General features: G+C 67.7%; 24 protein-coding genes. 13 read left to right on the top strand and 11 right to left on the bottom strand.

Annotated features, from left to right (window positions below):
• The first annotated feature begins 2 nt into the window (after positions 1–2).
• The 4 genes from NO931_RS09015 to NO931_RS09030 are packed head-to-tail and all read left to right on the top strand — an operon-like array spanning position 3 to position 4,390.
• Complete coding sequence (locus tag NO931_RS09015) at positions 3–1,013, top strand: ABC transporter permease (RefSeq protein WP_256391327.1); 1,011 nt, start codon at positions 3–5, stop codon at positions 1,011–1,013.
• Positions 1,014–2,462 (top strand): ABC transporter ATP-binding protein, encoded by a 1,449-nt coding sequence (locus NO931_RS09020; RefSeq protein ID WP_256391328.1) that lies wholly within the window; start codon positions 1,014–1,016, stop codon positions 2,460–2,462.
• Positions 2,455–3,801: an ABC transporter ATP-binding protein gene (locus tag NO931_RS09025; RefSeq protein WP_259371395.1), complete on the top strand. Its 1,347-nt coding sequence runs from the start codon at positions 2,455–2,457 to the stop codon at positions 3,799–3,801. The genes NO931_RS09020 and NO931_RS09025 overlap by 8 nt, the downstream gene beginning before the upstream one ends.
• 49 nt (positions 3,802–3,850) lie before the next feature.
• Complete coding sequence (locus tag NO931_RS09030; RefSeq protein ID WP_256391329.1) at positions 3,851–4,390, top strand: DUF7974 family protein; 540 nt, start codon at positions 3,851–3,853, stop codon at positions 4,388–4,390.
• 27 nt (positions 4,391–4,417) lie between these two features.
• On the opposite strand, the gene NO931_RS09035 is transcribed toward NO931_RS09030, so the two are convergent.
• Positions 4,418–7,543 (bottom strand): FAD-binding and (Fe-S)-binding domain-containing protein, encoded by a 3,126-nt coding sequence (locus tag NO931_RS09035; protein WP_256391330.1) that lies wholly within the window; start codon positions 7,541–7,543, stop codon positions 4,418–4,420.
• 263 nt (positions 7,544–7,806) lie between these two features.
• Here NO931_RS09035 and NO931_RS09040 point away from each other — a divergent pair, with 263 nt between their 5' ends.
• Positions 7,807–7,998, top strand: a complete 192-nt coding sequence (locus NO931_RS09040) for an HEWD family protein (RefSeq protein WP_256391331.1) — start codon at positions 7,807–7,809, stop codon at positions 7,996–7,998.
• A 177-nt stretch (positions 7,999–8,175) separates the two neighbouring features.
• A complete protein-coding gene (locus NO931_RS09045) occupies positions 8,176–8,655 on the top strand; it encodes a 50S ribosomal protein L11 (protein WP_256391332.1) in 480 nt (159 codons plus the stop codon).
• A gap of 55 nt (positions 8,656–8,710) precedes the next feature.
• Here NO931_RS09045 and NO931_RS09050 read toward each other — a convergent pair whose 3' ends face one another.
• Positions 8,711–9,448, bottom strand: a complete 738-nt coding sequence (locus tag NO931_RS09050) for a hypothetical protein (protein WP_256391333.1) — start codon at positions 9,446–9,448, stop codon at positions 8,711–8,713.
• A gap of 204 nt (positions 9,449–9,652) precedes the next feature.
• Between NO931_RS09050 and NO931_RS09055 the strand changes: the two genes are divergently transcribed.
• The 3 genes from NO931_RS09055 to rpl12p are packed head-to-tail and all read left to right on the top strand — an operon-like array spanning position 9,653 to position 11,715.
• A complete protein-coding gene (locus NO931_RS09055; protein ID WP_256391334.1) occupies positions 9,653–10,291 on the top strand; it encodes a 50S ribosomal protein L1 in 639 nt (212 codons plus the stop codon).
• 1 nt (position 10,292) lies between these two features.
• Positions 10,293–11,351 carry a 50S ribosomal protein L10 gene (locus NO931_RS09060; RefSeq protein ID WP_256391335.1) on the top strand — a complete coding sequence of 353 codons (1,059 nt, stop codon included), beginning with the start codon at positions 10,293–10,295 and terminating at the stop codon, positions 11,349–11,351.
• 7 nt (positions 11,352–11,358) lie between these two features.
• On the top strand, positions 11,359–11,715 hold the full coding sequence (gene rpl12p, locus NO931_RS09065; protein WP_256391336.1) for a 50S ribosomal protein P1: 357 nt from the start codon (positions 11,359–11,361) through the stop codon (positions 11,713–11,715).
• A 105-nt stretch (positions 11,716–11,820) separates the two neighbouring features.
• Here the strand turns inward: rpl12p and NO931_RS09070 are convergent, their stop codons facing one another.
• Together NO931_RS09070 and NO931_RS09075 are read right to left on the bottom strand one after the other, a co-directional pair.
• Positions 11,821–12,099: a DUF7513 family protein gene (locus NO931_RS09070; RefSeq protein WP_256391337.1), complete on the bottom strand. Its 279-nt coding sequence runs from the start codon at positions 12,097–12,099 to the stop codon at positions 11,821–11,823.
• A complete protein-coding gene (locus NO931_RS09075; RefSeq protein WP_256391338.1) occupies positions 12,096–13,661 on the bottom strand; it encodes a Na+/H+ antiporter NhaC family protein in 1,566 nt (521 codons plus the stop codon). Before NO931_RS09075 ends, NO931_RS09070 begins: the two co-directional genes overlap by 4 nt.
• Positions 13,662–13,861: 200 nt before the next feature.
• Here NO931_RS09075 and NO931_RS09080 point away from each other — a divergent pair, with 200 nt between their 5' ends.
• Positions 13,862–14,755, top strand: coding sequence for a bifunctional methylenetetrahydrofolate dehydrogenase/methenyltetrahydrofolate cyclohydrolase (locus NO931_RS09080; RefSeq protein ID WP_256391339.1), 894 nt, complete (start codon positions 13,862–13,864; stop codon positions 14,753–14,755).
• Positions 14,756–14,821: 66 nt separating this feature from the next.
• Here NO931_RS09080 and NO931_RS09085 read toward each other — a convergent pair whose 3' ends face one another.
• Positions 14,822–15,544 carry a DUF7117 family protein gene (locus tag NO931_RS09085; RefSeq protein ID WP_256391340.1) on the bottom strand — a complete coding sequence of 241 codons (723 nt, stop codon included), beginning with the start codon at positions 15,542–15,544 and terminating at the stop codon, positions 14,822–14,824.
• Between the two features lie 64 nt (positions 15,545–15,608).
• The gene (locus NO931_RS09090) at positions 15,609–17,840 is read right to left on the bottom strand and encodes an N-6 DNA methylase (RefSeq protein WP_256391341.1); all 2,232 of its coding nucleotides are present in this window, start codon (positions 17,838–17,840) and stop codon (positions 15,609–15,611) included.
• Positions 17,841–17,983: 143 nt separating this feature from the next.
• Here NO931_RS09090 and NO931_RS09095 point away from each other — a divergent pair, with 143 nt between their 5' ends.
• The 3 genes from NO931_RS09095 (at position 17,984) to NO931_RS09105 (ending at position 19,066) form a co-directional block, all read left to right on the top strand.
• Positions 17,984–18,130 carry a DUF8555 family protein gene (locus tag NO931_RS09095; protein ID WP_256391342.1) on the top strand — a complete coding sequence of 49 codons (147 nt, stop codon included), beginning with the start codon at positions 17,984–17,986 and terminating at the stop codon, positions 18,128–18,130.
• 247 nt (positions 18,131–18,377) lie between these two features.
• Complete coding sequence (locus NO931_RS09100; protein ID WP_256391343.1) at positions 18,378–18,632, top strand: glutaredoxin family protein; 255 nt, start codon at positions 18,378–18,380, stop codon at positions 18,630–18,632.
• A 110-nt stretch (positions 18,633–18,742) separates the two neighbouring features.
• Positions 18,743–19,066, top strand: a complete 324-nt coding sequence (locus tag NO931_RS09105) for a PadR family transcriptional regulator (protein ID WP_256391344.1) — start codon at positions 18,743–18,745, stop codon at positions 19,064–19,066.
• A 50-nt stretch (positions 19,067–19,116) separates the two neighbouring features.
• On the opposite strand, the gene NO931_RS09110 is transcribed toward NO931_RS09105, so the two are convergent.
• The 5 genes from NO931_RS09110 to NO931_RS09130 all read right to left on the bottom strand — a co-directional run bounded on the left by NO931_RS09110 (position 19,117) and on the right by NO931_RS09130 (position 25,837).
• Positions 19,117–20,091: a phosphoribosyltransferase HisG-related protein gene (locus NO931_RS09110; protein WP_256391345.1), complete on the bottom strand. Its 975-nt coding sequence runs from the start codon at positions 20,089–20,091 to the stop codon at positions 19,117–19,119.
• 39 nt (positions 20,092–20,130) lie between these two features.
• Positions 20,131–22,143, bottom strand: a complete 2,013-nt coding sequence (locus NO931_RS09115) for a midas domain-containing protein (protein WP_256391346.1) — start codon at positions 22,141–22,143, stop codon at positions 20,131–20,133.
• 159 nt (positions 22,144–22,302) lie between these two features.
• Positions 22,303–23,139: an MBL fold metallo-hydrolase gene (locus tag NO931_RS09120; protein ID WP_256391347.1), complete on the bottom strand. Its 837-nt coding sequence runs from the start codon at positions 23,137–23,139 to the stop codon at positions 22,303–22,305.
• A gap of 79 nt (positions 23,140–23,218) precedes the next feature.
• The gene (locus tag NO931_RS09125; RefSeq protein ID WP_256391348.1) at positions 23,219–23,611 is read right to left on the bottom strand and encodes a YlbF/YmcA family competence regulator; all 393 of its coding nucleotides are present in this window, start codon (positions 23,609–23,611) and stop codon (positions 23,219–23,221) included.
• Positions 23,612–23,767: 156 nt separating this feature from the next.
• Positions 23,768–25,837, bottom strand: a complete 2,070-nt coding sequence (locus NO931_RS09130; protein ID WP_256391349.1) for a hypothetical protein — start codon at positions 25,835–25,837, stop codon at positions 23,768–23,770.
• Between the last annotated feature and the right edge of the window lie 249 nt (positions 25,838–26,086).

A 26,086-nucleotide genomic window follows, 5' to 3' on the forward strand; every position in this document is an offset into this window, starting at 1 on the left:
CTATGTCACAGGAACGAGGACGTATTCGAATCACGGGTTACGACACCCAGACGGTCGACGAGCGGGAAGATCTCTCCGACTGGGAACCCGAACTGCAATCCGAAGAAGCCAAAGGGCGGATGTACTACGCCTGGCAGCGGTTCAAGGGTAACCGTGCGGCGGTGTTCGGGCTCACGGTCATCCTCCTGATGACGCTGCTGGCGATCTTCGCCAGGCCGATCGAGATCGCTGGGACGACCGTCCAGCCGTTCTCGATCGCGCCGTACTCGCCGAGCACGCACCGGTACGACGTCGCGACGCAGGCTCCCTCGGCCAAGTACCTCTTCGGTACCGACTGGGCCGGTCGCGACATCTTCTCGCGCGTGCTGTTCGGCGGCCGCTGGAGTCTGTCGATCGGCTTCATCGCCGTCGGACTCGCGGTGTTCGTCGGCGTCCCGCTCGGTGCGGTCGCGGGCTACTACGGCGGCTGGATCGACGAGGCGATCATGCGCCTGGTCGACGCGCTGTACGCCTTCCCGTTCCTCGTGCTGGCGATCGCCATCGTCGCGATCGTCGGCAAGGGGTACTGGAACATGATCGCGGCGCTGGTCGTGGTGGGCTGGCTCCCCTACGCCCGCATTATCCGCGGCGAGATCCTCAGCGTCAAAGAAAACGAGTACGTCACCGCGGCGAAGGCGCTGGGGGCCAGAGACCGGGCGGTGATCTTCCGGCACATCGTTCCGAACGCGATGGCGCCCGTGATCGTTCAGGCGACCCTCTCGATCGGCAGCGTCGTGCTGGCGGCGGCCTCGCTGGGCTTCCTCGGCCTGGGGCTTCCCCCGTCGAGCGCCGAGTGGGGGAGCATGCTCTCGAACAGTCAGCAGACGCTCCACCGGGGCCAGTGGTGGATCACCCTGTTCCCCGGGCTGGCCATCTTCGCGTTCGTGATGGCGATCAACCTCGTCGGCGACGGCGTCCGCGAGGCGTTCGATCCGCAAAGCGAAAGCGGCGGCACCGAAGGAGGGTTCCGGTAGATGGCGCTGATCGAAGTGGAGGACCTGAACGTACGGTTCTACACGGAAGACGGCGTCGTCAAGGCTGTTAACGACCTCTCCTACCAGATCGAGGCCGGCGAAACGTTCGGCGTCGTCGGCGAGAGCGGCGCCGGCAAGAGCGTCACCAGCCTCTCGCTGATGCGGCTGCTGGAGTATCCCGGCCGGATCGAGAGCGGCAGCATCCGCTTCCGCGACGACGACGCGCTCGACCGGTTCGAGTCCGAGTACCCCGACAACGTCGTCGACCTCGACGCTGTCCGGGCGAATCACGACGTCGAGACTGCCGCCGCGCGGCTGGACGACCGGGACGTCAGCGGCGTCCAGCTCACCGGCGACGATCGGTACGAGGACGTCCCGCCGTCGGAACTGGCGGCCGAGGGCGTGATCGACCTCGACGACATCCTCGACGGCGGGTTCGGCGCCGACGCCGGGCTGGTCGCCGAAGACGACTTCGTCGTCCACGACGGCGACCGACGCTATCTCGAACTGCTGCGCGCGCCGGACGACGCGATGCGCAAGCTGCGAGGCAACCGGATCGCGATGGTGTTTCAGGACGCCGAGACGGCGCTCAACCCCGTCTACAGCGTCGGCGAGCAGGTCGCCGAGGCGATCCGTCACCATCTCGACTACGACGAAGAGGCGGCCCGCGAGCGGGCGATCGAGATGCTCGAAACCGTCGGCATTCCCGACGCCGAGGAGCGCTACTCGGACTACCCACACCAGTTCAGCGGCGGGATGCAACAGCGCGCGGTGATCGCCATCGCCCTGTCGTGTGATCCGGACCTGCTGATCTGCGACGAGCCGACGACCGCGCTCGACGTGACGATCGAGGCCCAGATCCTCGAACTGCTCAAGGATCTGGCCGACGAGTTCGACACCGCGATCCAGATGATCACCCACGACCTCGGCGTGATCGCGGACATCTGCGACCGCGTGATGGTGATGTACGCCGGCAGCGCCGTCGAGACGGCGCCCGTCGAGGATCTGTACTACGATCCCAAACACCCCTACACCGCCGGGCTGATGGGATCGATCCCGCGGATCGGCGACGAACGCGAGCGGCTCCAGACGATCCCCGGCACGATGCCGGACCTGATCGAGCTGCCGCCGGGCTGTGACTTCCACCCGCGCTGTCCGTACGCCGAGGACGCGTGCGTCCACAACGAACCGCCGCTGGTCGACGCCGAGACGGGCGAGTCGCCCGATCCGGCGGCGCACGACCAGCACGTGGCCGCCTGCCTCGAGTACACCGGCGACCTCACGGGCGATCTGGACTTCGAGGTCGAAATCAGCGGCGCCGACCCGCGCGAGCGCCCGGATCGCGGCACCGGGCCCGAGGAAGCGGACCCCGCCGGCATCGATACGGACGGCGGCGATCGGTCGGAGCGTGGCGCTCGCGACCGAAACGGAGGTGAACTCGATGAGTAACGAACCGCTGATCACCGCGGACGGACTCACGAAGTACTACTCCAACGACTCCGGTTTCGTCGATCGACTGCTCGGCGGTCGCGAGTGGGTCAAGGCCGTCGACGGCGTCGACCTCGAAATTCGAGAGGGCGAGACGCTCGGCCTCGTCGGCGAGAGCGGCTGCGGGAAAAGCACTCTCGGGCGGACGCTGCTACAGCTAGAGGACCCGACCGAGGGCGAGATCTACTACCGCGGCGAGGACCTGACCGAACTGTCGGACGGCGAACTGCGGGAGCGACGGAAGGACCTGCAGTTCATCTTCCAGAACCCCTTTTCCAGCCTCAATCCGCGCCTGACGATCAGCGACATCGTCGGCGAGGCGCTCGACATCCACGGGCTCGCCGAGGGGCAGACCCGCGACGAGCGCGTCAAGGAGTTGCTGGAGACGGTCGGCCTGAGCGCGAGCCACGCCAACCGCTACCCCCACGAGTTCTCCGGCGGGCAGCGCCAGCGCATCGGCATCGCGCGGGCGCTCGCGGTCGACCCCGAGTTCGTCGTCTGCGACGAGCCCGTCTCGGCGCTGGACGTCTCGGTGCAGGCCCAGATCCTGAATCTGCTGGAGGATCTTCAGGAGGAGTTCGGGCTGTCCTATCTCTTCATCGCCCACGACCTCTCGGTCGTCGAGCACATCGCCGACCGGATCGCGGTGATGTACCTGGGTGAGATCGTCGAGATCGGGACGCCCGAGGAAATCTTCGAGCCGCCACACCATCCCTACACCGAGGCGCTGCTGTCCGCGATCCCCGAGCCCGACCCGCTCTGGGCCGAGGACCGCATCGTGCTCGAAGGGACGGTGCCCTCGCCGATCGATCCGCCGGAAGGCTGCAAGTTCCACACGCGCTGTCCGCGCGTGATCCAGCCGGCGGACTACGAGTTCGAGCAGTCCACCTGGCGCTCGGTGCTGACGCTGCGGACGAAAATCGAGGACGGCGCCGTCGATCTCGAAGCGGCCCGCTCCGACGCCGCCGAGGCGAGCGGCGCCGGCGGCGAGGACGACCTCGCGCCCGAAGCGATCGCCCGCGAGATTCGCGAGCGACACGACATCCCGCCCGAACTCGCCGATTCGTCGGCCGACGCCGTGCTGTCCGAGGCGCTGGCCGAAGTCGCACGGGACGAGTTCGAGGCGGCGGCCGACCGGCTCCGGACCGAGTTCGCGACGCCGTGTGTCGCCGACGATCCCGAACTTCGCGACACCGAGTCCGGCGAGGCCGCGTGTCACCTGTTCGACCCGCAGTACGAGGCGGGATGGGTCGACGCCGACGGCGCGGATCTCGGTACCGAGACGACCGCCGACGACTGATCGTTCGGCGACCACACTCTTTTGCCGACGCGGCGAGTACCGGAGACCAATGCGGCGGATCTACGAATCGGAGGCACTGCGACGCGGAGAGGAGCCACACGGGCCGAGCGACGGTGACGACGACGCCGCGGGCAATCGCCTCCCGTCGATGCTCGACTGGGGCGGCGTCAGCAAGCTCGTCGTGCCGACGCCGCTCCGGGACCGATCGATCGCCGTCGACGTCGAGACGGACCGCGAGACGTACGCGCCGGGCGACCCGGTCGGGATCCGAATCGTGATGCGAAATCGTGCGCCGGTCCCGATCGCGATCCGGACGCCGACGCCGGTGCGCTGGGACTGGTCGATCGACGGCGTCCGGCAGGACGCCCGCGCCGACGACGTCGACCCGCCGGACCGCCGCGAGTACCTGACGTTCGCCCGCAGCGAGACCAAGGCGTTCTCGCGCACCTGGCGCCAGACGTTCAAAACGGGCGCCAGCGAGTGGACCGACGCCGACGAGGGACGGTACGAGATCGCCGCGTTCGTCGACGTCGACGATCCCGCCGAGCGAGGGCTGTACGCCAGCACCGAGATCGAGATCCGCTCCTGAGCTCGTGTCTGGGCTTTCGACGCAGGCTCACAGCGCCCGGTCGAGCAGTTCGACGGGATGGGCCGGTTTCTCCGCACCCGCGTCGCGTTCGGCGAGCTGGCTGCGACAGGAGGTACCCGGCGCCGTCACCGTCTCGTCGCCGCTCGCTTCGACCTGATCGAACAGGATCGAGCCGATCGCCTGACTCATCGAGTAGTGTTCTTCCTCGTAGCCGAAGCTTCCGGCCATGCCACAGCAGCCGCTGTCGAGCACGTCGATGTCGTAGCCGGCGCGTTCGAGCACCGCGGGGGCGTGGAGTTCGCGCTTGGTCGCGGTCTGGTGACAGTGGCCGTGGTAGGTGACCGATTCGCCGTCGGCGTCGGCCGGCAGATCGAACTCGAACAGGTCGAGGTACTCCAGCACGCCGAACGTGTTGCCCGCGACGCGGTCGACCGCGTCGCCGGTCAGTAGATCGCGGTAGTCCGACTGGAGCATGACGGCGTCGGACGGCTCGACGACGACGACGTCCCAGCCGTCGTCGACGAGCGGCGCGAGTTCCTCGACGTTGTGACGGGCGCGCTCGCGAGCGAGATCGAGAAAGCCCTTCGAGAACGCCGGGCGACCGCTGCCGGTGACTTCGGTGGGCACGGCGACGTGGACGCCCGCGGCTTCGAGCGCGCGCACGGCGGCCATCCCGATCTCGGGGTCGCTGTAGTTCGTGTACGTGTCCGGGAACACCAGCGCCTTGCGCTCGGCGTCCTCGACGCCGACCGCGGGATCGCGATCGGCCATCCGGCCGACGAACGACCGGCGCTCGAACGTCGGGAGGTCCCGCTCGCGGGCGATCCCCAGCGCCTTCTCGGCGAGGACGCCGGCGCCCGGCAGTTTGGTCAGCCAGTTCGAGAGCGGCGCCGTCGCCGAGCCGAGCTTGGCGGCCAGTTCGACGTTCGCGAACAGGCGATCGCGCAGGCTCGCGCCCTCGTGCTGGTGGTACTCGTGGGTCAGCTCGGCTTTCATCTTCGCCATGTCGACCTCGCTGGGGCAGTCACGGGCGCAGCCCTTGCAGCCGATACACAGGTCGAGCACCTCGGTGACGAACTCGTCGGAAAACACCTCGTCGTCGGGCAGGTCGCCGCTCATCGCCTGCCGAAGCGCGTTCGCACGCCCGCGCGTGCTGGTGATCTCCTCGTCGGCCGCCCGGTAGGTCGGACACATCACGCCGCCGGTGGTGTCCTGCCCGCCGCGACAACCGCCACAGCCGTGACAGAGCTCGGCCATCCCCTGGAACCCGTTGTCGTTCGACCACTCCATGGTCGGCTCGAAGCCGGCGTCGAACTCGTAGTCGGGATCGAACCGGAGGTTCTCGGTCATGTCCGGCAGGGTGGCGTCGGCGTCGCTCGCGCCGCTTGACGCCGCGCCCGAGTCGCTGGACGCCGCTTCCGCACCGCCGGACGCCGACCCGGCACCGGTGGCCGCCGCGACGCGGTCGGGAGACAGGCCGCAGACCTGTCCCGGATTCAGCAACCAGTCTGGGTCGAACGCCGATTTGAGGTCGCGAAACACCTGCCAGACGTCCTCGCCGTACAGCTTGTGGTTCCACTGGGTGCGCGCGCGGCCGTCGCCGTGCTCGCCGGAGACGCTGCCGCCGTACTCGACGACGAGATCGGTGATGGCGTCGGCCAGCGATTCCATGCGGTCGACGCCGGCGGGCGATTTGGTGTCGATCAGCGGGCGGATGTGCAGACAGCCGGGCCCGGCGTGGGCGTAGAAGGAAGCGAACGTGTCGTGATCCTCGAGCACCTGCTGGACATCCGCGACGTACTCGGGCAGGTTCTCGGGCGGCACCGCGGTGTCCTCGATGAAGGAAATGTGCTTGGCGTCGCTCGTCCGGGAGAGCAGGATCGGCAGGCCGGACTTTCGGAGCTTCCAGAACTGCGCGCGCTCGGCCGGTTCGTGCGCCTCGCGCGCGGCGAACGCCTGCTGCGGGGCCGCCGTGATCGACGCTGCGCCGTCGGCCGGCGCCACCTCGCTCGTGGCATCGGGCACCCGGTCGGCGAGCAGATCGGCGACGGCGTCCATCCCCTCGGCGTCGTCGTCGGCGTAGAACTCGACGAGCAGGACGGCGCGGGTACCCTCGGGGAGCATCTCGACGAGGTCGCCGAACTCCTCCGTCTCGCGGGCGAGATCGAGCAGCACGCCGTCGAGCACTTCGACCGCGGCAGGGTCGTGATCGAGGATCGGCGCCACGTCCTCCATCGCGTCGAGCAGGTCCTCGTAGGTCAGCAGCGCCATCGACTTCGTCTCGGGGATCGGTTCGAGGTCGAGCGTCGCCTCCGTGATCACCGCGATCGTCCCCTCGCTGCCCGCGAGCAGCCGGGCGAGGTTGACCGAGCCGTCTTCGGCCTCGTCGAGGAGCCTGTCCAGATTATACCCCGAGACGTTGCGCTTGAGCTGGGGGAACACCTCGCGGACGGCGTCGCTGCGCTCGTCGACGACATCGGCGACGGCGGCGTAGATCCGGGCTTCGAGGTCGCCGTCGGGATCGGCCGTCCTCCGGAGTTCGTCGAGCGACACCTCGCCGAGCGCCGTCACCGTGCCGTCTGCGAGCACGACCTCGACTTCCCGGACGTACGCGTCGGTCTTGCCGTACTTCAGCGAGTGGGCGCCCGTGGAGTTGTTGCCGATGGCGCCGCCGACCGCGCTTCGATTCCCGGCGGCCGGGTCCGGCGCGAACTTCAGGTCGTGGGGATCGAGGGCGGCGTTGAGCTCGTCGACGATCGCGCCCGCCTGGACTCGCGCCGTCGCGTCGTCGGGATCGACGCCGAGCAGTCCGTCCATGTGCCGGGTGAAATCCAGCACGACGGCCTCGTTGACGGCCTGTCCGGCGAGGCTCGTCCCGCCGCCCCGAGGGAGCACCGGGATCTCTCGCCGTGAGCAGTACTCCATCACGGCGGCGACGTCCTCGGTCGACGCCGGGAAGACGACGCCGATCGGCGTCACCTCGTAGGCCGAGGCGTCGGTGGCGTACAGCTGGCGGGAGTACTCGTCGAAGCGAACGTCGCCGTCGACCCGGTCCTCGAGATCGTCGACCAGGCCGGCCCGGCGCACCGTCTCGCTCTGGTAGTCGTACGCTGCTCTCGGGTCGGTCTCCGGGGAGTGATGGGTGTCGCTCATTGGAAGGGAAACGCGGCGTCACGGCGGCGAGCGGTCCGAGACGCCGCGATCGGTTGGTGTACGAGTGTCACGCCCTCACAGTAATCAATCGTTCGACAGCGAACCGGTCGACTGTCCCGCCCACAGCGGCGGCGTTCGTCCAGTTCATCGTGCGGTATGACAACGATTGGCTCTGTGTTGGGAACGATCATGAGTGTTTCTCACGTGGTGAGCGAGAGCACGCCTGCAAACCAATTATTACGGAGGGCGACGAAAGACCTAGTATGGCGACAACGATCCGGAAACCGCGCTCGCGGACGTGCGAGCTGTGTGGGCGTCAGGAGGCCTGGAACGACGAGCAGGGATCCTGGCAGATCGTCGCGGAAGACGGCGAGCGCGCAGTGGGGAACCCACACTGCATCCACGAGTGGGACATCACGGGCTCGTTCACGCCGATCGAGCGAACTGACGCCTGAGAGCGCGGCCGGACGACCGCGATTCCTTTTGTCCTCCCGACCCGTAGCGCCCGCTATGCCGACAGCCTCCGTCACCGCGCCGCCGGACGCCGACGGTCCAGAGCCCACCGTGGCACGCCCTCACTCGCACGGGACAGAAAGATAATCCTTAAAAATCGCGCGGAGGTTGTACTCAGTATGGCTGGAACTATCGAAGTGCTCGTCCCGGGCGGCCAGGCCAACCCTGGCCCGCCGCTCGGCCCCGAGCTGGGCCCGACGCCCGTCGACGTGCAGGCAGTCGTCCAGGAGATCAACGACCAGACCGAGGCCTTCGACGGCACCGAAGTGCCCGTCACCATCGAGTACGACGACGACGGCTCGTTCGATATCGAGGTCGGCGTCCCGCCGACGGCCGAACTCATCAAGGACGAGGCCGGCTTCGAGACCGGTAGCGGCGAGCCCCAGGAGGACTTCGTCGCCGATCTCTCGGTCGATCAGGTCAAGCAGATCGCCGACCAGAAGCTCACCGACCTGCTCGCCTACGACCAGAAGAACGCCGCGAAGGAAGTCGTGGGAACCTGCACCTCGCTGGGCGTCACCATCGAGGGCGAGAACCCGCGCGACTTCAAAGAGAAGATCGACGCCGGCGAGTACGACGACCAGTTCGCGGACGCCTGATCCGGCGCTCGATTTCTTTCTCGTAGTCTTCGAATCGGTATAGCTGCGGCGTCGATCAGACCAACAGCAACACCGCCGAGTACGCTGTCGCCCCGAGAGCGAAGGCCCAGAACCGGCCATCTCGCTCGGCCGGTAGTTCCTCTTTGACGACGTTGAGGATGACGCCGCCGGCCAGAAACGCGAACAGCATCGCCACTGCAGCCTCGGTTACGTCGACGGCGAGTCCGATCGCCCAGCCACACAGCACCGCCAGCGCCAGGATCCACCGACCGTACCGGTCGTAGGTCCTCTCGTGGTGGCGGCGCAATCCGTAGTCGTTGACGAGGAAATGAAGCCCCATCGCCACGGCGAACAGGACCAGCGAGAGGGTGCCCGGCGTCTCCCGGTGGACGAGGAGGTAGCCGATCAGACCGTTGTAGCCCGCGAAGGCGCCGACGTGTACCCAGAAAATCGATTCGTCGAGGTCGTCCGGATCGTCCGAAGCCGCTCGGTCTCGGCCGATCAGGGCCAGCCGTTCGACGCCGTAGAACGTTCCGAATCCGCCGAGAGCGACGAGGTAGGCGTGATGTTCGAGGAAGCCGACGGTGCCCTCGAGCGTCGCTTGCCCGGCGTTCAGTTCGGGCAAGACGTGGACGAACACGTACGCGACTGCGGCGCCGCCGGCCGTCGACAGCCACGCACTGCGCGGGAAGTTCGTCGAGACGCGGAGCCGTCGGGCGGCGATATGGATCGCGGCCAGCGCGAGCGCTGCGAGCGCAGTCAGCACCCCGACCGGTGCGACAGTCCGGAGCACGATCGTTCGGTAGTTCGACGGCCATCGGGAAAACACTCGTCCGGCGACTCGGTGGATCCCCGGTCGTAGTTCAGCCTCAGAGAGACGCCTCCACGCTCCGTAACGACGGCTTTAAGTTCTACATGGACCTCGTCTCCGATGAGACAGGCACCGCCTGTTTCACTGACCCGTAGGAGCAGTTCCTGCGTACTACGGAGGTGAACGATGGCAGATCAGGACATAGAGCAAGCAGTCTCTCGCGCACTCGAGGACGCACCCGATCGCAATTTCAGCGAGACGGTCGACCTCGCGGTTAACCTGCGCGATCTGGATCTCAACGAACCGTCGAATCGCGTCGACGAGTCCGTCGTGCTCCCGTCCGGTACAGGACAGGAGACGCGGATCGTCGTGATAGCGGAGGGCGAAACCGCCATCCGCGCAGAGGACGTCGCTTACGAGGTTATCGGCGGCGACGACCTGGCAGATCTCGGTGACGACGACAACGAGGCGAAGGACCTCGCCGAGGCGACCGACTTCTTCATCGCCGAAGAGGCGATGATGCAGGACGTCGGTCGCTACCTCGGTACGATCCTCGGCCCGCGGGGCAAGATGCCCGAGCCGCTCTCGCCGGACGACGACGTCGTCGAGGTCGTCAACCGAATGAAAAACACCGTCCAGCTCCGCAGCGGCGACCGACGCACGTTCCACACGCGCGTCGGCGCCGAGGACATGGGCGCAGAGGAGATCGCCGACAACATCGACGTGATCCTCCGCCGTCTCCACGCGGATCTGGAGAAGGGCCCGCTGAACCTGGATTCGGTCTACGTCAAGACCACCATGGGCCCGGCAGTGGAGGTGGCCTGACATGAGCGCGGAAGCCGAGCGCAAGACCCAGAACCTTCCCGAGTGGAAGCGCGAGGAGGTCGACGAGATCGTCGGCATCCTCGAGGGCTACGAGAGCGTCGGCGTCGTCAACATCGCCGGCATCCCGTCGCGACAGCTTCAGGACATGCGTCGCGACCTGCACGGCACCGCCGAGCTGCGCGTCAGCCGCAACACGCTGCTGGAGCGCGCGCTCGACGAGGTCGGTGACGGCCTCGGCGATCTGGTCGAGCACGTCGAGGGGCAGGTCGGTCTGATCGGTACGAACGACAACCCCTTCACGCTCTACCAGGAGCTCGAAGCGTCCAAGACGCCCGCGCCCATCGGCGCCGGTGAGGTCGCGCCCAACGATATCGTCGTCCCCGAGGGCGACACGGGCGTCGACCCGGGCCCGTTCGTCGGCGAACTGCAGAGCGTCGGCGCATCGGCCCGCATCCAGGACGGTTCGATTCAGGTAACCGAGGACAGCACGGTCCTTTCGGCCGGCGAAGAGGTCTCTCAGGACCTCTCGAACGTCCTCAGCGAGTTGGGCATCGAGCCCAAGGAAGTCGGGCTGGACCTGCGCGCCGTCGTCTCCGAGGGCGTGCTGTTCGACCCCGAGGATCTCGACATCGACGTCGAGGCCTACCGGTCGGACGTCCAGACCGCCGCCGCTCGCGCGCGGAACCTCTCGATCAACGCCGAGTACGCCACGCCCGCCACGGCGCCGACGCTCATCGCGAAGGCGACCGGCGAGGCCAAGAGCCTCGGCATCCAGGCCTCGATCGAGAGCCCCGACCTCGCCGACGATCTCGTGACCAAGGCCGACGCGCAGGTGCGCGCGCTGGCCGCACAGATCGACGACGAGGAGGCGCTCCCCGAGGAACTGCAGGACGTGGAAGCGCCTGCGGCCGCCGCGGAGACTGCCGACGAAGAATCGACTGACGACCAAGACGACGAAGCGGACGAGACCGACGCCGACGACGCCGCCGAGGAAGACGACGAAGACGACGACGACGGCGACGACGGCGCTGCAGAGGGTCTCGGCAACATGTTCGGGTGATTCATCCATGGAATACGTTTACGCAGCACTCATCCTCAACGAGACTGGCGAAGAGATCAACGAAGACAACCTGACCGGCGTGCTCGAGGCAGCCGGCGTCGACGTGGAGGAGTCCCGCGTCAAGGCGCTGGTCGCCGCACTGGAGGACGTCGACATCGACGAGGCCGTCGACGAGGCCGCAGCGGTCCCCGCGGGCGGCGCCGCAGCGGGCGGCGCAGCCGGCGGCGCTGCAGCCGACGACGGCGACGACGAGGAAGCCGAGGAGGCCGAGGAAGACCTCCCCGACACGACCGACGAGGACGACGGCGACGACGACGAGGACGAGGAGGCCAGCGGCGAGGGCCTCGGCGAACTCTTCGGTTAAACTCGACGCCCCAGATCCCACACTTTCTTTCGACGCCGCGTTCGACAGCGGCGGCTGTGTCGTGCTGTCGATATTCGAAAACGCGATGCGTCGATCGGCGGCTGCTCAGCCGGCGTACGAGCTGTCGCCGACGACCTCGACGAACTCGCCGCGGCCGACGCCGCCGTTCGAATCGTACTCCGCCACCTCGACGCGGACCTGCTGTTCGACGTGCTCGGGCGTCGCGCCCTCGACGTACAGCTTCGTGTCGCCGACGAACGCGAGGCCGGCGTCCTCGGCGGCGTCGTACTCGGCGAGGAACACGTCGACCGTGCTGCCGGGCTCCAGCGAGGGGCTCGTGGTGCGGAACGACCAGCCCTTCGTGTACTTCTTGAGGAAGCTCATACGCGGGCCACCTCCTCGGACTGCCGGTCGATGGTGTACTCCCGCCCGAAGCCGGTCAGCGCGGCGACGACGAACACGGCGACCAGCAGCCAGCCCTGGAACACGAAGGGTACGACTTCGACGGGATTGACGACCATGCTCGTCTCGAACCAGTCGTACTGCTCGGGCAGGGTCTGCATCTCGGTGAAGCCGACGAGCACGCCGCCGGACCACGGGAAGATGTAGCCCAGCGCCGCGGTCTGGGCGTCGAGGATGTTCGCGCGGCGGTAGCCATTCAGATTGAACCGCTCGCCGACCTTCGAGATGAACGGCCCGATCGCGATCTCGGCGGCCGTATTGATCGTGATGATGGCGTTGATCATCGCCGCAGAGCCGACCATCGTCAGTTCCGCGTTGCGGACGTTCGTCGCGAGATTCGTCAGCGACCAGTCGAGGATCGCCTGGAACGCCCCGCCGCGGATCATGATCTGGGCGGCCGCGATGATCAGCAGGACGAGGATCGACAGCGCGAAGAAGCCCGCCGCGCCGGAGTAGATGCTGCCGCCGACGCCGACGGCGCTGGCGTCCGTCGTCACTTCCAGGAACGGGAGGAAGGACAGTTGCTCGGACGCGGGAGCGCTCGCCGGCGCGGTGAACAGCAGCATGTCGCTGACCGGCGCCAGCCCGAGCAGGATGTTGAGAACGACCGCGGTGACGAGCCCCCAGGAGATCGCCTCGACGATGTGACGCCCGCTGACGGCCGTCCCGATCACCATGCCCATCGAGAGCAGGTGAACCAGCCCGGCCGGTTCGCTCTCCGCGACGAGGAGGTCCTGAGCGCCGCCGGCGATGTCCAGCCCCGACATGGCGCCGCTGGCGACGATGTACGCGGGGAACGCGATCGCCGCCGCGACGATCACGTACTTGAATCGCGAGGCGACGACCCCGCCGATGTCCGAGTCTTGGGTGACCGCGCTGACGATCGTCGTGTCGCTGACGGGCGCGAGGTTATCGCCGAACACCGCCCCCGAAAGTATCGCGCCGAACAGCAACACGGGGTTGGCGCCCAGCAGCACGCCCGCCGGGAAAAAGAGGGCGACGAACGCGACGGTCGTCCCGTAGCCGGTGCCGATGCCGGTCGCCAGTACCGCCGCGAGGAGGAACGTGAGCGCGGGGAACAGCGTGGCGCCGATCCCGAACGCGTCGGCCAGCCAGACGAGGCCGCCGACGAACCCGCCGGCCTGCAGCGTGTCGGCGAACATGCCGGCCCAGAGCCACGCCACGATCGCGGTCACCGCCACGGGCTGGGTCATCCCCTCGAACAGGGTGTTAGCGTACCCGGTCCAGGAGCCCTTCACGAAGAACATCCCGACGATCAGTCCGATCAGCATCCCCGCGACCAGGCCGCTGGTGTCTGAGATTCGCCACAGCGCCGTCTGGGCGACCGCCCAGACGATGAAAAACAGGATGGGAAGCGCGCTCATTCCCCGGCCCCCGTAGAACTCGATCCGGGGCCCCTCGTCCTCGCTCGCGGTGACGAACTCGCTCGATACGTCTCTGTCCGGTGATTCGTCCGTCCCCATAGTTCGTTCCGACCGTCAGCGCACTGCTACATAAGAATGAGTGGTAATACCACACTATCCGACACGTTCTCCCCTGTGGTCGTGATGACGGTCCAGCTACCGCGGCTCCTATCCACGCTCGTGCATATGATTGGCTATTTCGACGCGGATCTGGGCACGAACCCGAGGTTTCAAGAGCGTCGCGGTCGGCGGTTTACGTAATGACGCACGTCATCGACGGCAACGCGGTGGCCGACGAGATCCGCTCGGACCTGACAGAGAGCATCGACGCGCTGGGCGACGCCGGCGTCACGCCGGGCCTCGCGACGGTGCTGATGAGCGACGACCCCGCGAGCGAGACGTACGTGTCGATGAAACAGCGCGATTGCGAGGAGGTCGGAATCGACAGCGTCCACGTCGAGATCGACCCCGAGGCGCCCGCCGAGGAGCTGTACGACACGATCGACGAACTCAACGAGGATCCCGAGGTCCACGGCATCCTCGTCCAGATGCCGGTGCCCGACCACGTCGACGAGCGCGAGGTGCTCAACCGGATCGATCCGGTGAAGGACGTCGACGGGTTCCACCCCGAGAACGTCGGCAAGCTCGTCGCCGGCCACGCACGGTACAAGCCGTGCACGCCCCACGGCGTCCAGAAGCTGCTCGAAGCCGCCGACGTCGACCCCGAAGGCAAGGACGTCGTGATCGTGGGCCGCTCGAACATCGTGGGGAAGCCGCTGGCGAACCTGCTGATCCAGAAAACCGATCTGGGCAACGCGACTGTGACGGTCTGTCACTCCCGGACGAACGATCTCGGCGCCAAGACGCGGAACGCCGACGTCGTCGTCGCGGCCTGCGGCGTCCCCCAGCTCGTCGACGGCGAGATGCTCACCGAGGGCACCACGGTGATCGACGTCGGCGTCAACCGCGTCGACGCCGATACGGAGAAGGGCTACGAACTGGTCGGCGACGTCGACTTCGAGAGCGCGAAGGAAAAAGCCGGCGCGATCACGCCGGTGCCCGGCGGCGTCGGCCCGATGACGCGGGCGATGTTGCTGTACAACACGGTGAAAGCGGCCGGCCTGCAGAAAGACGTCGACGTCGTCCTTCCCTGACCGGCGCTGCGTCGCCGGGCCGCAGGACGGCGTCGAAGACGTCGAGCTTCCCTGAGTCGGCGGAACTTATTCTGACAGCCGCTCGAGCCGCTCGCGGCACCGCGCCAGCGCGTCCTCGTCGTCCCACCTGACCGCCTCGGCCAGGTTGCGCGCGGCTCTGACGAGCGTCTCGGCGGTCTCGGGGTCGACGTCGCCCTGCAACGCCTTGATCCGCTTGACGTGATCGCCCAGCGTCGCCAGCGCGCCCATGGCCGCCGGATACTCGTCGTCCTGATCGTCGATCCAGGTGCTGATCTCGCTTCGGTAGGCTTGCGCCGCCTCGGCGTAGGCCAGCCCGCGAGCCTCGCGGAGTCCGAGGGGCACCTCGTCGGGCGCGGGTCGCTCGCCCCGGTCTGCACCCCGGAGCAAGGAGAGATAGTACAGCTCCTCGTCGTTGGTCGGGTCGTAGGACCGCCCCACGACGTCGGCGACCTGTCGGAGTTCGCGGGCCGCGAGATACACGTCGTCGAGCGGCCGAAGCTCGCCCGCGTCGATGAAGCCCGTCCGGCGGACGAACTCCCGGCACTCCTCGATTGCGGCGTTCGCGAGCTCGTCCTCGGGTTCGGCGTCGATCATGTTGCGGACCTCGGTGAGATCAAGCGTCGCCTGGCCGGCGGTGTGGCGCTTGCGCTCCTCGTCGACGCCGACGCTGCGGACGCTCTCGCAGTTGGGGCAGGCGACGCTGCCGGTCTCGTAGTACGACCACCGCGTGCCACAGTCCTTGCACTCGCGCTCGCCGCGGATCTCCATGCGTGGCCGTAACGCTCGCGGCGTGAAATATCCTCCACTCCGGACCGGTGCCGCGGCGGCGCAGTCAGCCGTCCCGGCGCGCGAGCAACTCCTCGACGGCGGCGTCGACGTCGGCGCGGATCGGCTCCAGATCGTCGATCGTCGTCCGGTTGTACTCGCGCTTGCTCACGTCGGTGTGCTCGGGGACGATCTCGTGGGCGCGGCGCGACCCCTCGGCCAGTCGGTCGACGAGGTCGTCCGACACGTCCGCCGCGGTCGGAAGGTACAGCCGCGAGACGACGGCCTTCGAGAGGCTGGACTTGCCCTCCGAGACGATATCGTCGAGCGAGCGCTGGTAGAGCGAGGAGTTCAGCAGCGCACAGAGGAAGTGGGCCTCGCGCTCGTCGTCGGTCGCGACGAACATGCAGTGATCGCCCGGCACGACCGGTTTCTCCCCGAGGTCTTCGTCCTCGACGGACGAGACGACGGCGAAGTGGGGCTTGTAGCCCAGCCGGCACCAGACGATCTTGTAGTCGGCCCAGGTGTACTCGCCGAGGCCGAACACGCTGTAGAAGGGGCCGCGATCGAGCCACGACGAGGAGCGCTCGGCGAGGCGCTCGCGTCGCGCGTCGAGGTAGTCGTACGTACGCGGGCACTCGCGTTCGAGTCGGTCCTCGTTGTCCTCGCCGGCCTGGCGCTGGGGGACGAGCCGGAGGTCGTGGCCGAACAGGCCGTACTTGACGACGTGGCGGGACTTGAGGTACGGAAAGACGTGATCGGGCTCGATGTCCGCGAGCTGGTCGCGGTCGATCTCGAACACCTCGCGCGCGTCGTCCTTGACGCCGTGGCGGATCTCGTGGTCGCAGTCGCCGAGCGCCCGGCGGTCGGCGTCCGCGCGGAGCCACGACGACGCGGGGTCCTCGGCGTCGACGGGGACGAACTCGGTCTCCTCGCGGCGGAGTGTGGCGTCGACCGCCGCGCGCGTCGAGAAGTCCGGTGCGGCGTCACCCCTCGACCACGCGGTGACGGGGATCGGCGTCGACGCGGACTCGCCGGCCGAGAGCGCGAAGATCGCCGCCCCAGCACGGACGCCGTCACCGAACGGCCGGAGGTCGGCGAAGTCGTGGACCCGGCGAACGCGAAGCGGGTCGCCGTCGAGGCGCTGGGCGCGCAGCCGTCGCCCCGCGGGCCCCTTCGCGATGGTGCGCTTGAGCACGAACGCGGCGTCGCCGTCGGCCGCGAGGTAGCGGTCCGCGCAGGTCAGCACGAACGGCACCGAGACGTCGTCGTTCGCGTGGCCCAGCAGCGCGGTCTTTCCGTCGCCGGGCGCCAGATCGAGTCGCTCGGCGGGGCCATCTCTCCAGGCCGTCCGGACGGCGTCGGGCAGGTCGCTCCAGGTGATCCACGGCGGGTTGCCGACGAGGTGGTCGACCCTCGGATCGAACGGCTCGCCCCGGTAGCGGAGGTCGTCGTCGCGCGTGACGCCGAGCGCGTCCGTGAGAAACACCGGAACGGCGACCGACTCGACCTCCGGCGAGCCGAGGAGAGGCGCCAGCGAAAGCACGTACGACAGCGTCGCGCTCCGAACCGCCACGGGATTCAGGTCGATCCCGAACACGCCGTCGGTGATCCGGTCGAGTCGCTCTCGCGCGTCCAGCCCGGCGTCCGCGGTCGCCGCGAGCTTGCGATCGATCAGGACCGAGAGGAACGCGCCCGAGCCACAGCCCGGATCGAGGTAGGTGTCGGCGCCGACGTCGTCTTCGAGCGCGTCGACGGCCAGCGCGGCGACGCCGCGGGGCGTGTAGTACTCGCCGAGCGCGAGGCGAACGGGGCGGGTCACCACCGACTCGTAGAGTTGCCGGAGCGCGTCGGGATCGACGGCGTTCGGCGCGGCCGCCGATCCGGACGCCGCGGCGAGCTCGGCGTCAACGAGCGATCGGAGTTCGTCGTCCGCGACCGCGTCGTGGACCGCCCGGAGGTCGACGCCGAGCGCGCCGGTGTTCGCGCCGGGTGCGCGATCGCGCACGCGAACGTCGAGCGCCCGCTCGACCGCGGCGAACAGTCGTTCGAGCAGAAAATCGTAGTACAGCCAATCGCGGACGAGCGCTTCGCGCGAGCGCTCGCCCGGCAACGAGTCGACGGCGTCGCCGTGGCTCCGGCGGACGAACTGGAGCCAGTCCGCGACGGCGTCAGCGACGACGCCGTCGTCCGCGCGGTCGCGGGCGGCCGCCGCGTACCGCGCGTGGGCGTCGCTCTCGCGTCCGAGTCGGTCCGCCAGTCGTGCGCCCGCGTCGGGGGCGAGAGCCGCGTCAGTCATCGTTCCGTGTTCAGGCCCGCCGTTCGGGTGCGGTGTCGGCCCTGACGTTGCCGGGGCGGCATTAAAAGTGTTCGAGTCTCGCGGTTCGACGCGGTCGCCGGCCGCCCGCGACTTTCATGTCACTCGCGCCGGTAGCTGGCCGCATGCGCTCCGAAGAGGAAGTCCGCGAGCAGTACGAGTACCTGCAGGACCAGCTCGACGACGAGGAGATGCGTCACGAAGGCGTCCGAAAACTGTTCAGTCACTACAAGCGGGCGCTCGGGTGGGTTCTCGAGGAGGAACACATGTAAACGCAGCTTAATTTTTTGATCAGGGAAGCGAACGGTAGGCTGGTGTCGAAACATTTAAGATCAACGAGTGAATTTGCTCAGGTGACGCTTCGCTTGGAGGGCCGAAGCGTCAGCGGGGACCAATTCAGGGCGGCAAGCGATCGCGCGTTTTTCGCGCGCGATTCGCTTTCCTGTTTCGACGAATCGACGAGCGGCGGCGCCGTGCCGAATCGCAACCGTTCTTCTTCCGCAGTGCCAACGCGGAGGCATGGCTGAGCCGGTTCCGATCACCGTGTACACGAGAGAGAACTGTCACCTCTGCGACGAGGCCGTCGAGACGCTGACCCGGATCGCCGACTCGGAAGGTGTCGCGATCGACATCGACGAGGTCGACGTCGACGAGGATCCCGAGCTCGCCGAGGAGTACGGCGACCGGGTTCCCTACGTGCTGGTCGACGGGACGCCGAAGTTCAAGTACAGAGTCGACGCCGCAAAGGCCCGTAGCGTGCTTTCACGGCAGTAACGGCGCAATCTGCGAGCGACGCCGGTCGCGATCCCGGTCGGTTTCTCCAAAACTGTTAGGTGTTCGTTTTGTGTGGTAGCTGGTCGTATTCGATTACAGAGGCAAACACGATGTACGATCTCACCGGCTTCAAGCGCGACCTGTTGTACGTAATCGCGGGACTGGAAGAGCCCCACGGGCTGGCGATCAAGTCCGAACTCGAGGACTATTACGAGTCCGAAGTCCATCCCGGGCGGCTCTATCCGAATCTCGACGACCTCGTCGAAGAAGGACTGGTCGAGAAAGGATCACACGATCGCCGGACGAACGCCTACGAACTCTCCGAGAAAGGGTACGAGACGCTCTCGCAGCGTCGCGACTGGGAGAGGAAGTACTACGGCGACCAGACGCCGACAGAAGATGCCACGAGCGTTCCCGCTCACGCGGGCAACTGAACGGACGGTAGCTCCCCACGATAGCGTCTTTCGGCGGGACGCAGGGCGAATCAGACCGTCAGTTCCGAGTCCGACGACGCGTTAGCGAACAGGTCGGCCACCAGACCGGCGCCGTCGTTCGTCTCCGCGAGGTTCTCCATCAGCACCGTCTCGCTGGGGAAGAGCCGCTCGCCCAGCTCGAGGCCGTGCTCGCGCGCCGTCGACCCAGTGACCGTCAGGTAGACGCCGAGCCCGGCGTCTGCGATGGCGGCTTCTTCCTCGCGGCCGTTCTGGGGATAACAGAAGTCGACGCCCTCGACGGCGTCGGTTCCGAGCACCGCCTCGACGAGCCGTTCGTAGCGCGGCGAGATACACAGCGGCCCCTCGTACTCGCGAACGAACTCGCGATCGAACGCGTCGTCCGTCCCTTCGCGTCGAAGATCGGGTTGGCCCATCAGCGTGTGATAGACCGTATCGCCGAGTCCGGCGACGACCCGGACGTCGGTGTCGCGGGGATCGATGCGAGCGTTGAGGTCCGCGATCGACTCCAGCGGTTCGGCCCGCAGGCCGACGACCTCCTCTAGCACGAGGTCGGCGCTGTCGAACCCCAGCGCGAACTCGTGGGTGCGCAGCGCTCGAAACGGCTCCTCGCGGCCGATCAGCTGCAGCTCGACGTCGCCCAGCGGGATCGTGACGCTGTCGAACACGATCCGGCGCGGGCGTCCCTTTCGGTCGTCCCGCAGCAGCGTGTACTCGGGGCGCCCCGGCGCCGAGAGATCACTGTACTCCGCGAGGCGCTCGTAGACGTCGTCCGCGGCGGTCTGCTCGCCCTTGGCGATCGCCTTCTCGTAGCGCAGGATGGAGCTGATCGAATCGGCCAGCGAGGCGACGTCGACGCCGGCGGAGAGATCAGCCGTCGAGGATCGTTCGCTGCCGTGGCGCTCGGAGGAGAGATGGCTGTCCTCGACGCGCGTCGCAAGGCGGTCGAGCACGGCCTCGAGCGGGCGCCCCTTGCGAGGGACGGCCACGGGAATCGTCTCAGTCATTAGCGGGACGACGGTCCCGCCGGTCAAACAGGTTGCGATTCAGTTAAACATCTCGCCGAGCTGGTCGCGCCAGTCCTGGATCTCTCGGACTTCGGACTCGACCGAGTCGACGTCCTCGGCGACCGAATCCAGCTGCTCGTCGAGTTCGTCGAGGGATTCCGACAGCTCCGAGACGTCCGCAGCGGCGTCTTCGGCGACGCCCTCGACGTCTGCGAGCTGCTCGCTCAGGTCGTCGAGCTCCGCGCGAACGGCGTCGACGTTCTCGCCGACCTCGCCGATCTCCGAGTCGACCCGATCGACCGAGTCGGAGACGGACTCGACGGCTTCGTCGACGTCTGCGAGCCGCTCGTCCGCGGCGTCGACCCGCTCGTCGACCGACGACACGTCCTCGGCGACCGAGTCGACACGATCGTCCACGTCGTCGACCCGCTCGTCGACCGCCGTCGCGTGCTGGTCCACGTCGGCGACGCGTCCCTGAAGGCTATCGATCGCTTCGTCGTTCTCGTCGACCGACGACTCGACCGCCGCGACGTCTGCCTCCAGAGCCTCGACGGTCGACTGGAGATCCTCGATCAGTTCGTCGCCCTGCCCGTTCTCGGCGAGGAACTCCTCCATCGCGCCGGCGTAGGCGCTGACCTCCTCGACGCGAGACTGGAGGTGGTCGATCCGCGCGACGACGCTCGAATCGACGCCGCCGGCGTCCGCGTCCTCGGCGTCGACGCCGAGATCGAGTTCCTCGCGGAGCACCGCCTTGTCTTCCTCGTCGACGCGCCCGGCGCGGAGTTCCTCGGCGAGCGCGCTCGCGACGCCACCTTCCTCGGCGATCGTCGCATCGGCCGTCGGTTCGGTGTCGGAGGCCGTGCCGTCGTCGGCAGCCGCTTCGTCGTCGGGCTCGGCAACAGCCGCTTCGGCGTCGGCATCGGCGACCGACGCTTCGTCGTCCTCGACGATGTCGGCTTCCGGCTCCTCGGCCTCGGTATCCACATCGTCAAGCTCGGTCTCGGCATCCATTTCGTTAGCCTCCGCGTCCACTTCCTCAGCCTCGGCGCCGACTTCCTCAGCCCCGAGCGCTGCCTCGTCGACGTCTGCGTCGATTTCCGTCTCGTCGTCCGCGTCGTCGGCTTCAGCACCGGCGGAGTCCGCGTCCTCGACCTCGGCGTCTGTTTCCTCGGCGTCGATGAGGTCCGCCTCGTCGTCCTCGATCATCTCGTCGACGGCGTCGATGTCGTCAGCTTCCGCGGCGTCCGCGTCGTCGGCGTCCGTGTCGTCGACGTCCGCGTCGTCCGGCTCGCCGGCATCGGCCTCGTCGTCGCCGGCGGGGACGTCGATCTCGATCTCCGGTTCGTCGTCGTCCGTCTCCGCATCGTCGGTCTCGGGGTCGGGAATCTGTTCTTCCAGACCGAGGTCGAAGTCCTCGTCGGCCCCCTCGTCTTCGTCGTCTTCCGCCTCGGCATCGTCTGACTCGCCATCGAGGTCGACGTCGCCGAGGTTGAGATCGAGGCCGTCGTCGTCGGCTTCCGCGTCGTCCGTCTCGTCGGCCTCCTGGTCGAGTCCGGGCATCGAGTCGGATTCGCCGGAGATCATGTCCTTGACGGCCTGGCTGCTCTCCTTCGACGCGATGTCGTCGATCGTCGAGTCCGCGACCGCCTCGGCGTCCGACCGATCGGCGCCGTCGGCGTCCACGTTGGCCGGGCGCACCTCGGCGATCTCGGGCGGGGTGAGGAACGCGTCGGCGTCCTCGGGGTCGTCGATCCGGATGCCGTAGACGGTCACGAGCTCCTCGCCGGGCTCGACAGAGTGTTCGAACTCGACCGTGTGGTCCTCGTAGGCGGTCCAGTGCTCGCTCTCGTACTCGGGATGGAACCCGACGCCGTCCATCGGGAACTCCTCGGGAATCGGCTCCGAGAGCCGGAGCGTCGCCTCGTCGTCGCGCGTCGACTCGATCCTGAACTCGATCGTCGGCACCGCGAAGTCCTCGGTCTCGAACGCCTTCCGGACGGTGATCCCGTCGGAAGACACCTCGACTGCTTCCCTGGCGGCCTCTTCAGTCATACGGGGGCCTTTCTGGACTACCAACATAAAAGGATCGGGCACGTATCCCGCAACAGTTCTATTCGCAGCACGCAGACATCGTACTATACTATCTCGCCGAGAAATATAAGAAAGTCGTCGTAATCGCGGGGTGGGAGAGACCGCGCGCAGCGGCGAGCCCTACAGTTCCACTCGGTCGCCGATCTCCACGATCTCCAGCGAGCCGGGAGACTCGAAGCTCTTGGCGTGGTGGTGGAGCACCTTCGGGTCGGCGGTCAGCCCCTTCCACATGTCCCAGTGGCTCGGCAGGAACCGATCGAACTGCAGGTCGCTGGCGGCTTTGATCGCCTGATTCTCGTCGTTGTACCACTTCGTGCGGATCGGCTCGCCGGTCTCCTTGTCGGGAACGTTGCCGACCGTACCGAACGCGAGTACGCCCAGATCGATGTCGTATTCGTCGCCGACGCGCTCGAACTCGTCGCTGGGTTTGGTGTCGCCGCCGTGGAAGAACGTCGCGCCCTCGTACTCGATCACGTAGGAAACGGGGTGGGTTGCGTCGGCGTCCTGCGCGACCTCGACGGTGATCGAGACCTCGCCGACCTCGAACTCGTCGCCCTCGGCGACCTCGACGAACTGGTCGTCGGCGATGTCGTAGTCGGCCTGCCAGTCCTCGTCGTCGAGCGCGACGTCGAGGCTGTCGTCAGGCGCGTACAGCGGGGCGCCAGTCGCTTCGAGGATCGGCGCCTGGCTCGGGCCGTGGACGTGGTCGGTGTGCTCGTGGGTCGCCAGCACGGCGTCGGCGTCGGCGACGTCCTCGGGGTCGAACGGGACGGGGATCATCCGCAGCGTCCGCGGCGGGTCGCCCAGTCCGACGTAGGGGTCGATAAACAGCGTCGTGCCGTCGCCGGCCTTCACTGCGAAGCCGTTGCAGCCGAGATACCAGACGGCGATGCCGTCGGGTTCTGCCGCCTCGATCTCGCGGGGCAGCCAGTCGCCCCAGTCGCTTTCGATCTCCATACCCGAAACCTGGGACCAGTCGGAGCCTAAGTGTTGTGCTCTCGGACGGGGCACGTCGGTCGGAACGCGAAAAGAGCGTCTAGTCTTCGCAGCAGCCGCCTGCTTCCTCGCCGAAGTCGATGTCGAGCGGCTCGGAAATCGCGTCGTTGATCGCTTCGAGCTTGGCGTCGAGCCGGTTCTGGGCTTCCAGATACTCGGCCATCACGGGGATCTCGTGAAGTTCGCTCTGTGCCTGCTGGAGTTCCTGAAGGTCCTCCTGGGAAGCGTCGCCGGTCTGCCGGGCGAGCATGAACTCCTGGCGGAGCTGCTCGAACTCCTCGATGCGTTCCTGGGCGTCCTCCGACACCTCGACGGCGGCCTGGGCCTCCTGCAGCTCGCGGTACTCGGGGAGCTGCTCGATCGCCTCGCCGAGTTGGCGGCCGAGCGCCTCGACGTCCTGCTCGATCGTGCCGGCGTCGGTCTCGATGCTCATGCCCCGACGTTGCCGCCCGAGGCGTTTGAAGCTGCCGGAAGCGGCCGGAGGATCGGATACGGAGCCGTCGTCTGCGCCCGCCTCGTCCGCTGATCGGCGGCGATGGCGTCCGCCCCGATCGCTGATCGACGCCGTCGTCGCCGCTGCGGTGCGAGCTCAAGACGCGTCTTCGATGACGGCCCGAAGGTCGTCCGACCAGTACACGTCGCCGTCGAAAATGACTGGCATCTCGGCTCGGTCGAGATACGCGAGCAGTCGCTCGCGGGAGAGCGCGTGCTCGGACTCGGTGCCACAGAGGTACGAATACTCGTTGTCCGCCAGAAACGGCTGGTAGAACCCGCCGACGTGGCGCGAGGAGAACTGGTCGTACGACAGCAGGAATCGGTCGCCCTCGACGCGTTCGAGCGTCGCGGTCGCGGGGAGGCGGTTCTCGCTCTGGGCGAGCGAGTGGGTGCCGTCGCCGACGACCGCGTAGTCCTTGCCCATCATGATGCGCCGGCGAGCGAGCTGAAGCGCCCGCTCGATGCCGAACCCGTGGACCAGCAGGCGGGCGAACGTTGAGCCCACCTTGACGGCGTGCTCGTTGAGCACCTGCGAGAACGTGATCGCGCCCGCGACGCTGCCCCGCTCGACCAGCTCCAGCCCCTCGTAGTACGATCCGCAGGCGTTCAGGAAGAACGTCTGGGCGCGGCAGTCGTCGAGGCTGGACGCCGACAGGTAGCCGTCCGGACAGCGCAGTCCCGACTGCTCACAGTGGCCGATGTAGTGGACGAAGTCGTGTGGCGACTCGAACAGCCGGGCCAGCCCCGCCGTCGACAGCTGCTCCTCGACGCTGACGTCGATCGAGAGGTCCTCGCCGCGCCGCCGGTAGATCTCGGCGACGTCGACCTCGTCGGACATCTCCTCGTCGTTGAGTACGACGGCGATGTCGATGCCGTCGCTACCCCGTTCGAGATAGTCGATCCGGTGCTCGTAGGCCGCGGGCGTCGATTTGAACACGTCTATCGGCGTCCCTTCGGCGAGCCAGCCGTGGATGCGCCCCTCGCGGAGTTCCGGCTTGACGATGTCGACCGACGCCACCTGCCCGACGCCGCGGCCGCCGGTCGAGCCGCGGTAGAAGTCGTCGAGCGAGCGGGCGACGAGCTCGCAGCCCTCCAGTTCGGAGGTTCGAGGCGCACAGATCAGGCTCAGCCGGTCGAGCAGGTGCGGGAGCGTCGAGAGGTGCTCGGGCGTCGGCTCGACGTACGTCGAGAGGTGCCAGTCGGGGAGCCGGTGCTGGATCGCCTCGTGGGCGACCGTCATGTACGTCCCGAGCCGTTCGTCCGGCGCGGCGTCGTACAGCGCGCCCGCGTCTAATCCGAGCGTGTCGAGCAAGCTCGCCTCCGCGAGCTCCGTCCCGTAGGGGCCGACGTTTCGCACCAGACAGTCGAGGAAAAACACTTGCCGCAGGAGCCGGGTCACTTCGCGTTCGAGGTCGGGGAGCCCCGACAGCTCCCACTCGGCGTCGAGCGAGGGCAGTCGGAGGACGGGGCGAGGACGATCCGCGACGTCGACCGACGCCTGCAGATAGTACGCGAGCGGCGCGAGCACGTACAGCGAGGCCAGGTCGTCGGGCGCGACGATCTCGATCCCCGTCGACGGCGTCGCGGCGACGACGGCGTCGGGCACGTCGATCTCCTCGCCGGCGTCGAGACGCGGCGGGTGCCCCCGGAGCGACGGGTACGAGCGGTCGACGCCGGTCGTGCGGTGCGACGCGTGGAGGTGCGAGAGCGCCGTCGCGACGCCCTCCGGCGTCGGCGGGACGGTCATCGAATGCGTCGGGACCTCGCTCCGACTCCGGAATCCGACGGCGACGTCGGTGCGCTCGGGAAAGGAGACGACGGTCCGGTCGAAGCTCTCAGACCGGCGGATCGAGCACTCGCCGTCGACCCCGAGGTAGGTCTTGATCTCGGCGTCGACGTCGATCACGTACTCGTCGTCGGGGAGCGCGACCGGGTCGGTCTCGGGACCGAGTTCCCGGGTCCGCCCGCCCGAGAGCGGCGTCGCGTACACGACCGCCGAGGGGAAGGTCAGTTCCGAGACCGAACAGACGAGCGTCGAATCGACCGGTCGCGGGAGATCGGCCTCGCTGCGCGCGAGGTCGAGGCCCGGGCTCCGAACGGCCATCTCGGCGCCGCCGGCGTCGAGGACCCGGAGCCCGGACTCCGTCACCTCCCACTCGATCATTCGAGTCGAACGAAAACGCTAGTGGCAGTTATTTGTATCGACTGAGGGGATCTAGCGCGTCGTTCCGGACGGATTCCGGTCGTCAGAGCGTTCGACGCCGGCGATCCGGCGTGCACGTTTCTGCACGAACGGGGTCGAACGATGGGCGGCGGGAGAGATCAGCACGCGGCGAGTGACCGCTCGGCGGCGCGATACTGCTACAGGATCACACCCGAAAAATCGGCGAAAGGGTACAATTATACGCGGGCG

This window comes from Natronoarchaeum rubrum (assembly GCF_024494695.1).

Bases quoted from the DNA above. Each gene is read 5' to 3' on its own strand.
- NO931_RS09015 (WP_256391327.1), top strand. From the start codon at position 3: ATGTCACAGGAACGAGGACGTATTCGAATCACGGGTTACGACACCCAG.
- NO931_RS09020 (WP_256391328.1), top strand. From the start codon at position 1,014: ATGGCGCTGATCGAAGTGGAGGACCTGAACGTACGGTTCTACACGGAA.
- NO931_RS09025 (WP_259371395.1), top strand. From the start codon at position 2,455: ATGAGTAACGAACCGCTGATCACCGCGGACGGACTCACGAAGTACTAC.
- NO931_RS09030 (WP_256391329.1), top strand. From the start codon at position 3,851: ATGCGGCGGATCTACGAATCGGAGGCACTGCGACGCGGAGAGGAGCCA.
- NO931_RS09035 (WP_256391330.1), bottom strand. From the start codon at position 7,543: ATGAGCGACACCCATCACTCCCCGGAGACCGACCCGAGAGCAGCGTAC.
- NO931_RS09040 (WP_256391331.1), top strand. From the start codon at position 7,807: ATGGCGACAACGATCCGGAAACCGCGCTCGCGGACGTGCGAGCTGTGT.
- NO931_RS09045 (WP_256391332.1), top strand. From the start codon at position 8,176: ATGGCTGGAACTATCGAAGTGCTCGTCCCGGGCGGCCAGGCCAACCCT.
- NO931_RS09055 (WP_256391334.1), top strand. From the start codon at position 9,653: ATGGCAGATCAGGACATAGAGCAAGCAGTCTCTCGCGCACTCGAGGAC.
- NO931_RS09060 (WP_256391335.1), top strand. From the start codon at position 10,293: ATGAGCGCGGAAGCCGAGCGCAAGACCCAGAACCTTCCCGAGTGGAAG.
- rpl12p (WP_256391336.1), top strand. From the start codon at position 11,359: ATGGAATACGTTTACGCAGCACTCATCCTCAACGAGACTGGCGAAGAG.
- NO931_RS09070 (WP_256391337.1), bottom strand. From the start codon at position 12,099: ATGAGCTTCCTCAAGAAGTACACGAAGGGCTGGTCGTTCCGCACCACG.
- NO931_RS09075 (WP_256391338.1), bottom strand. From the start codon at position 13,661: ATGGGGACGGACGAATCACCGGACAGAGACGTATCGAGCGAGTTCGTC.
- NO931_RS09080 (WP_256391339.1), top strand. From the start codon at position 13,862: ATGACGCACGTCATCGACGGCAACGCGGTGGCCGACGAGATCCGCTCG.
- NO931_RS09085 (WP_256391340.1), bottom strand. From the start codon at position 15,544: ATGGAGATCCGCGGCGAGCGCGAGTGCAAGGACTGTGGCACGCGGTGG.
- NO931_RS09090 (WP_256391341.1), bottom strand. From the start codon at position 17,840: ATGACTGACGCGGCTCTCGCCCCCGACGCGGGCGCACGACTGGCGGAC.
- NO931_RS09095 (WP_256391342.1), top strand. From the start codon at position 17,984: ATGCGCTCCGAAGAGGAAGTCCGCGAGCAGTACGAGTACCTGCAGGAC.
- NO931_RS09100 (WP_256391343.1), top strand. From the start codon at position 18,378: ATGGCTGAGCCGGTTCCGATCACCGTGTACACGAGAGAGAACTGTCAC.
- NO931_RS09105 (WP_256391344.1), top strand. From the start codon at position 18,743: ATGTACGATCTCACCGGCTTCAAGCGCGACCTGTTGTACGTAATCGCG.
- NO931_RS09110 (WP_256391345.1), bottom strand. From the start codon at position 20,091: ATGACTGAGACGATTCCCGTGGCCGTCCCTCGCAAGGGGCGCCCGCTC.
- NO931_RS09115 (WP_256391346.1), bottom strand. From the start codon at position 22,143: ATGACTGAAGAGGCCGCCAGGGAAGCAGTCGAGGTGTCTTCCGACGGG.
- NO931_RS09120 (WP_256391347.1), bottom strand. From the start codon at position 23,139: ATGGAGATCGAAAGCGACTGGGGCGACTGGCTGCCCCGCGAGATCGAG.
- NO931_RS09125 (WP_256391348.1), bottom strand. From the start codon at position 23,611: ATGAGCATCGAGACCGACGCCGGCACGATCGAGCAGGACGTCGAGGCG.
- NO931_RS09130 (WP_256391349.1), bottom strand. From the start codon at position 25,837: ATGATCGAGTGGGAGGTGACGGAGTCCGGGCTCCGGGTCCTCGACGCC.